At 60.1% G+C, this 7,075-nt stretch carries 6 protein-coding genes and 2 pseudogenes; 6 read left to right on the top strand and 2 right to left on the bottom strand.

Annotation, left to right across the window (positions count from 1 at the left end; all coding sequences use genetic code 11):
• Positions 1-95: 95 nt before the first annotated feature.
• From ACIQWP_RS31655 to ACIQWP_RS31645, 3 genes and pseudogenes are all read left to right on the top strand, one after another.
• Positions 96-551 (top strand): annotated as a pseudogene (locus tag ACIQWP_RS31655) (tyrosine-type recombinase/integrase); the annotation flags it as partial.
• 108 nt (positions 552-659) lie between these two features.
• Positions 660-1,775: a Fic family protein gene (locus ACIQWP_RS31650; protein WP_402796398.1), complete on the top strand. Its 1,116-nt coding sequence runs from the start codon at positions 660-662 to the stop codon at positions 1,773-1,775.
• Between the two features lie 292 nt (positions 1,776-2,067).
• Positions 2,068-2,985 (top strand): recombinase family protein, encoded by a 918-nt coding sequence (locus ACIQWP_RS31645; protein ID WP_402796395.1) that lies wholly within the window; start codon positions 2,068-2,070, stop codon positions 2,983-2,985.
• A gap of 131 nt (positions 2,986-3,116) precedes the next feature.
• On the opposite strand, the gene ACIQWP_RS31640 is transcribed toward ACIQWP_RS31645, so the two are convergent.
• Both ACIQWP_RS31640 and ACIQWP_RS31635 read right to left on the bottom strand, forming a co-directional pair.
• Positions 3,117-3,980, bottom strand: coding sequence for a class I SAM-dependent methyltransferase (locus tag ACIQWP_RS31640; protein WP_402796393.1), 864 nt, complete (start codon positions 3,978-3,980; stop codon positions 3,117-3,119).
• Positions 3,981-4,018: 38 nt separating this feature from the next.
• Entirely contained in the window at positions 4,019-4,672 is a 654-nt protein-coding gene (locus ACIQWP_RS31635) for a TetR/AcrR family transcriptional regulator (protein ID WP_402796401.1), read from the bottom strand.
• A gap of 197 nt (positions 4,673-4,869) precedes the next feature.
• Between ACIQWP_RS31635 and ACIQWP_RS31630 the strand changes: the two genes are divergently transcribed.
• The 3 genes and pseudogenes from ACIQWP_RS31630 to ACIQWP_RS31620 all read left to right on the top strand — a co-directional run.
• On the top strand, positions 4,870-5,763 hold the full coding sequence (locus tag ACIQWP_RS31630) for an NAD(P)/FAD-dependent oxidoreductase (RefSeq protein WP_402796391.1): 894 nt from the start codon (positions 4,870-4,872) through the stop codon (positions 5,761-5,763).
• A gap of 81 nt (positions 5,764-5,844) precedes the next feature.
• Positions 5,845-6,642, top strand: a complete 798-nt coding sequence (locus ACIQWP_RS31625; RefSeq protein WP_402796388.1) for an SDR family NAD(P)-dependent oxidoreductase — start codon at positions 5,845-5,847, stop codon at positions 6,640-6,642.
• Between the two features lie 195 nt (positions 6,643-6,837).
• Positions 6,838-7,046 (top strand): annotated as a pseudogene (locus tag ACIQWP_RS31620) (recombinase family protein); the annotation flags it as partial.
• Between the last annotated feature and the right edge of the window lie 29 nt (positions 7,047-7,075).

Genomic DNA, 7,075 nt, shown 5'->3' with positions numbered 1-7,075 from the left:
CGCAATGGCGCATTGGAAAGTCGTGACCGGCGCAACTGCATAAATTCATCGGCAAACGCCTTATCGGGGATTAAGCGAACAACGTGACATCGCCGCCGGTGCATGCCGATCCAAGAAACCCCGCCTCCCCTCTCCTGCCGTGCCTGACGATCAATCTCGGCCGTACGAAGACAACGACGGCCGAGGACCGGGCTCATGTGGTTCTAATCGGCCGGCCCGTCGAAGCGCTGAAGCGGTGGCTTGCGGACGCCAGGATCGACAGCGGATCGGTGTTCCGACGTATCGACCAATGGGGTAATATCGATCGGCGAGCGCTGACGCCGCAGTCCGTCAATCTGATCCTGAAGCGCCGGTGCAAACAGGCTGGTCTGGATCCGGAGATGTTTTCGGCGCACGGGTTGCGGTCCGGCTATCTCACGGAGGCGGCGAACCGCGGCGTGCCGCTGCAAGAGGCCATGCAGCAATCGCTGCATAAGTCAGTAACGCAGGCGGCGAGTTACTATAACAATGCCGAGCGGAAGAACGGGCGGGCGGCGCGGTTGGCAATCTAGACCAGGCCGCCAAGCCTACATTCTACGACATCTGGTGAGCGATAGACACCATTGCTATAACTCATAAATCTGTGCAAAGTTGAGTTATAGAAACGATGGCTATAACTCATGCACTGGAATTGGACACAAACTGGCTGGCCGCACTTTACCTATGACCCTGAACCGCTCCAGCCACTCGAGCGGCAATTTCTCAAGTCCTCGGGAGAAATCATCGGCGCCGTGCGGCACTTTGATGAAGACGATGGAAAGTCACTGCGTATCGAGCTTTTAAGCGACGAAGCCGTCAAAACCTCCGAGATCGAAGGTGAGATGCTCGATCGGCTGAGCGTGCAGTCGTCCTTACGCCGGCAGTTCGGCCTTGATGCCGACAACCGAGCAATCCGGCCTCAGGAACGTGGTATCGCCGAGATGATGATCGACGTCTTCGAGAGCTGGTCCAAGCGGCTCGTTCATGAGACGCTCTTCCGCTGGCACTCCATGCTGATGGCTGGAAATCGTCACATTGCTACGATTGGCGGCTATCGGACGCACGAAGATGCAATGCAAATCGTATCCGGACGTTTCGACAAACCAGTTGTTCACTTCGAGGCGCCACCATCCAGACAAGTACCGGCCGAGATGGATGCGTATCTGTCATGGTTCAATAGATCCGCACCGGAAGGCACAACTCCCCTTCCCGCTCTGACGCGAGCCGCAATTGGTCACCTCTATTTCGAAAGCATCCATCCCTTCGAAGACGGAAATGGCAGGATCGGCCGAGCGTTGGCGGAAAAGTCTCTCGCGCAAAGCATCGGGCAACCGAGCCTGACCTCGCTTGCATACACAATCGAAAAGAGTCGCAAGGCGTATTACGGCGAGCTCGAAGCAAATCAGCGCACGCTCGACATAACTGGGTGGCTCATCTATTTCTCTCAGACCATATTAGACGCGCAACAGGCGACCCTTGCCCGTATCGCCTTTTATATCCGCAAAGGAAAATTCTATGACCGGTTCCGCGGCCAGTTCAATGAACGCCAGGACAAGGTCGTCTCTCGTCTGTTTCGAGAAGGGATTGAGGGCTTCAAAGGCGGTTTAAGCGCCGAAAACTACATCTCGATCACCGGAACCTCCCGCGCGACAGCAACACGCGACCTTCACGATATGGTGGAGAAGGGAGCAATGAGCCGGAGCGGCGAACGCCGCCATACGCGATATACATTGAATATGCCCGAAGCCAAGAAATAGAAAAGCGTATTCGCTTGCCTCTCGTGAGCGGATGCCAGCTTGATTTCGCGGCCCCAGGCCGCGCAGATTGGCGCTGCATGGCCTGCCTCCCTCAAGACACACAGCTTTTCGCCGGTTCCGTCATAGGAGGCAGCCAGCGCGCGTTTCATCGCCGCGATGGGTAGACACCATGCCTCGACCCAGAAAACGCTCTGGATAGGCCTGCAACTCTACCGTAAAACACGCTTTTAAACCCTCATTTTCTCATGCATTCATTATCTGTACAAACGCCCTCAAAAATGAGCCAAAACTGATGCCGCAGGTTGCAACCGTCAGCTCCTCTCCCCCGCCGCGGCGGTTAATCGGATACGCGCGGGTTTCGACCGACGATCAGCTGAACGACGCGCAGGTCGATGAGCTGCGCGCCGCCGGCTGCCACCGCATTCACCAGGAGCACGGATCCGGCTTATCCCGGGCGAGACCGGTGCTCATAAAGCTGCTGAAGGATCTCACCGCCGGCGACGTACTGGTGGTCGTTCGTCTCGACCGTCTGGCCCGGTCGGTCAGCCATCTGCTGCAGGTGATCGAAGACCTCGAAGGGCGCGGGGTGCATTTTCGCTCGCTACGCGATCCGATCGACACATCCACACCGCAGGGCATGTTCTCGCTGCAGGTGCTTGGCGCCGTCGCACAGCTCGAGCGCGCCCTGATCGCTGAACGAACCAAAGCCGGCATCAAGGCTGCGAAAGCCAGAGGCAAGCTTCCCGGCAATCCCGGTCTGCGCGAGCGCCGACCGGAAGCGATCAAGGCGGTGTCGCAAGCACGCGAGAAACTCTATCTCGACGAACTGATTTCGTCAGCACAGACCTGGCTTCCGACCGTGCGGCAGTTGCGACCGCAGCATAGCTGGGACAATGTCGTGAGAATCCTTAACCGCCGCGGCCACGACTGGACCGTTGAGCGACTCCGACGCGCTGCTCACCGCTTGGTCCGCGAAAAGCTCGCTGAGAAAGAACTCCTGGCCCGGTCCCCTCGCCGCACTCCCGAAGATCATCTGATGAAGCTGGTGGCGGCGATCGCCATTGCCGATCCCGATCTGTCGCTTCGCGACATTGCCGCTCAACTGGACAAGATGGGAGAACGGCCTGTGCGAGGGGGTAAAAGATGGCAACCCTCCTCCGTCCGGGACCTGCTGGACGAAGCCCACCGATTTGGCCTTATCCGCCGCTGAGGGCACGATTCATTAAGCGACTGATCGCGCGGTTCTTTTCCTGCGGCTGTTCGCCGGCGTTGTCTTCAAAGCTTGACTATCGACGTTCTGCGGCGTTGGCAGACGCGGTCCGCAGCGGCAGAGAGGTCGTGTCAGCTTGCCGGATTGCGCGCGGTGACGATCCACGCCGCGCCATCGATCATCACCGATCGCTCACCGGCGCGGTCCGCAAAGGCGACACGAACCGCGGCCGAGGCGCGGGCCCGGATGTCGTCGGGTTGATCAACGAGCGCGCGCGCCAGCGGGCCGACTTCGAGTGTCATCTTCACGGCGTCGTCGAGCGCTACGTCCCGTGTCTCCCCCTTCCCAAAAGGAATGGAGGCGTCGAATGGCGCGATATCGACATCGGTAAAGCCAGCCGCTGTTAGAATACGCGCCACCCGCCCCTGGTCGCCGAACGAGAATGGGCCGGGCGCTTCGGGATCGGGCGGCGCGGTCGGCGGGAGGATGTCCTTGAGTGCGCCCATCGGCAAGCGCACCCAATCGTTCTCGGCCATGCCGCGCCAGCAGACGAAAGCGACCCGTCCGCCCGGCTTGAGCGCATGGCGCATATGAGTGAATGCCGCCGTAGGATCGTGAAAGAACATCACCCCGAAACGGGAGAACAGGATGTCGAACGCCCCGTCGGGCAGCTCGGCACTGCTAGCGTCGGCCACCTGGAACAGGACTGGCGTACCCTGCGGCGCTTGCGCGCGCGCCCGGTCGATCAGCGGTTCGGATATGTCCACGCCCAGCACATGGCCCCCCGGGCCGACGCGGGCGGCCAGATCCAGACTAGACGCCCCTGCGCCGCAGCCGATGTCCAGCACGCGTTCGCCAGTGGCGGGCGCCGCGGCTTCGAGGGCAGCCTGGCCGAACACCGCCATCATGGCATTAAGCCGGGCCTGGTAAGTGACCCAGCGCTCCCCGCTTTGGCCATTCCAGTCGGAGACCTCATAAACATTCTTCTCTGCCATGCCATATCCTTCCTTATGCCGATCCGTTCTTAACCAGGCTATCCGCCCCCGTGTTCGTTGCCACCGTGAGCCGCGATGAACATGGCGACAGCCGACCGGCAATAGGATTCGATCTCGTTGTCGTCCTCTGCTCTCGCCTCATCGAAGCGTGCTATAATCGGGAGATCGCATCCCTTGAAAAGCGCGGCAAACAAGCGGGCGGACTGGAGAGGATCGGGCACGTTCAGAACCGCCTTCGCGTGCAATTGACGTAACAGGGCCTCGATCTGGGCGATGATATGGGCGGGGCCGGCTTCGTAATGGAGCTTGCTCAACGACTTTTGACTCGTGACGTCGGCCATGACCATGGCTTCGACATTGCGGACGTCTGGGCGCAACAGCGTGCGAAGCAGCGATGATCCCACCGCCATGAGCTGATCTTCGGCCGAACCGTCGACGCCTTCAAAAAGGGCCTGTGGTATTAACTGCTGGCAGCGGGCCGCAAACGCCGCGCCAAACAGCGCCTCCTTGTTCTCGAAGTGTCGGTAGATGCTGAGCTTGGATATCTTCGCTCGCTGGGCGACCTTGTCCAATGTCGTCGCTTGAAAACCCAATTCCGCAAAAAGTTCGCCCGCGGCGTCGACGATCGTTTGGCCAAGCGCCTCATTGGCGGGCCGGCCGCGCCGCGCGCGGATGTTTTCTTCGGGCACGATAATTACAGTCCTTGACAGTATCGTTATTCTTGAATTACGATACTACGTAGTTTCATAAATTCCAAGAGTGGATTTCATCGTGTCCGCCAAATCAGGTTTCCCTTGGCCGCCCAGCGATATCGAATGCGCATCACTGGACGATATTGCGCGCCAGATTCAGCCCAACCTCTTCCCTTCACAACTCGGAGCCCATCACCATGGATGACGTCATCATCATCGGCGGCAGCTTTGCCGGCCTCGCTGCCGCCCTACAGCTCGGCCGTGCCCGCCGCAAGGTCACCGTTCTCGATACCGGCCTGCCGCGCAACCGCTTCGCGGGCCACTCGCATGGAATGCTCGGCCATGATCACAAGCCGCCGCTGGACATCCTGGCCGAGGCGCGACAGCAGCTGGTGCGCTATCCCGCGATCAGGCTGGTCAATGCCCGCGCCGACAGCATCTCCGGTACGATCGACAATTTCTCCGTCCTTACTGCCGAGGGCGAAACCCTTGGCGCGCGCCGCCTGATCCTAAGCTATGGCATCACCGACCAGATGCCTGATGTTCCGGGCTTTGCCGAAGGCTGGGGCACATCCATCGTGCCCTGTCCCTATTGCGACGGCTTTGAAGTCGCCGGCCAGCATTGGGGCCTCGTCTGGTCCGGCCCGCAGTCGCATAATCAGGTCAGGCTGTTCCACGACTGGACCGACAGGCTGACGGTCTTCGCCGATGGTCACGACATTCCGCGCGATATCCGGGCCGATCTGGAACATCGCAACACACCTATCATCGATGGCCGGATCACTGAGATCGCCCGTCATGAAGGCCATAATGCCACCGTCAAGCTCGATATCGGCCCCGATGTCGCGGTCGACATCCTGTTTGCGCATCCGCGCAACAAGCCGTCTGCAAGCCTGCATGAACCACTGGGCCTTGCCACGGCCGCTACGCCCCTCGGCATCGTCCTCAAGGTCGACGAGCGCCGTGAAACCAGCATGCCCGGCATCTACGCCGCGGGAGACCTCACCAACCCCCTCATCCCCTCGGTCACCACGGCATCATGGCAAGGCACGATGGCGGGGATCTTCGCCCAGCAGTCGATGCTGACTTGAGAGCACAGATTCCATCCCGGAGGAGATCGATCAGAAGACCCGAGACCCGATCTTGGGATCAAAGAGTTGAGAAAGAGAACGATGTCGAACGTATCAACGAATAGCTTCGCGGGGAAATGGGCTCTGATCACCGGGGCGTCGAGTGGCCTCGGCCTCGAATTCGCAGATCTACTGGCTTCGCAGAAAGTCAATCTCGTATTGGCGGCCCGACGGCAGGAGCCGATGGAAAAGCTTGCCTCCGATCTCCGACGCAAATACGGGGTGGATATTCTGGTCGAGGCGATCGATCTTGCCCCACCGGACGCGGCCGACCGCTTGAAATGCAGTCTCGGCGCGAAGTCGGTGACCGTCGACATCTTGTTGAACAATGCCGGATATGGCTTGCACGGCGATTTACTGGAAACGCCGATCGAGCGCACCGCGAACATGATCCAGCTCAACATCACGACGCTCACAGAACTGACCTATCTCTTCGGCCGCGATATGGCCAAGCGGCGATCTGGACATATACTTCTCGTCGCCAGCCTCATGGCCTTCCAAGCCGTTCCCAGCTACGCGGCCTATGCGGCGACCAAGGCATATGTACTCGCCCTTGGCGAGGCCCTGCACAACGAATTCCGTCCGCATGGTGTGGTTGCCACGCTGTGCCCGGGGCACACCGCGACGGGCTTCGATGAGGCGGCCGGCGCAACCCCATCGGCCTTGCTGCGCCTTCTCACCATGAAGCCTCGTCCGGTCGCAGCGAGCGGTATTCGGGCTTTGTTCCGAGGAAGGGCTATGGTGATCGCGGGCCTGTCGAACAAGATGGTAGCCTTTTCCAATCGTCTGACACCGCGATCAATGCAAAGGGCCACTATGAAAAGAATAGTGGACGCTTAGCTCCTGGAGTGTTGGCGTGTGGAGCTCCTCGAACAAGCGGGGACTCTGCCTGCAGCCGCGCGCCAGCCTCGTGCTTGGGCAATAAAGCGCGAGAGGCCGGCACATGGTAACCGGAAATCGCATCCGCCATCGGTCAGGGCGCTGCAGGATGACGCGCATCGCTCTTGAGCGCCTGGTTCATCAGGCGGCCGAGCTCTTCTGGCTGGCTCGCCGCGCCGGGCCCCGGAAGATCATCTCATGAAGCTCGGCGCCGCGATTGCCATTGCCGATCCGGGACGGCAGTTGCGCGATATTGCAACTCAATTGGATCAGATGGGTGAGTGCACAGCGGACGCAAATGGCAACCATCGTCCGTTCGTCATCTGCTGGATGAGGCGCGTCGGTTCGGTCTCATCCGTCAGTAAGGGCGCGAAACATCAACTTGCCGATCGCT

The sequence above is a fragment of the Rhizobium sp. NPDC090279 genome (assembly GCF_044769665.1).
Lineage (GTDB): Bacteria > Pseudomonadota > Alphaproteobacteria > Rhizobiales > Rhizobiaceae > Rhizobium.
This window is presented reverse-complemented; position numbering and strand designations above follow the sequence as displayed.

Coding starts and splice junctions, on each gene's coding strand:
- ACIQWP_RS31650 (WP_402796398.1), top strand. CDS start 660: ATGCACTGGAATTGGACACAAACTGGCTGGCCGCACTTTACCTATGAC.
- ACIQWP_RS31645 (WP_402796395.1), top strand. CDS start 2,068: ATGCCGCAGGTTGCAACCGTCAGCTCCTCTCCCCCGCCGCGGCGGTTA.
- ACIQWP_RS31640 (WP_402796393.1), bottom strand. CDS start 3,980: ATGGCAGAGAAGAATGTTTATGAGGTCTCCGACTGGAATGGCCAAAGC.
- ACIQWP_RS31630 (WP_402796391.1), top strand. CDS start 4,870: ATGGATGACGTCATCATCATCGGCGGCAGCTTTGCCGGCCTCGCTGCC.
- ACIQWP_RS31625 (WP_402796388.1), top strand. CDS start 5,845: ATGTCGAACGTATCAACGAATAGCTTCGCGGGGAAATGGGCTCTGATC.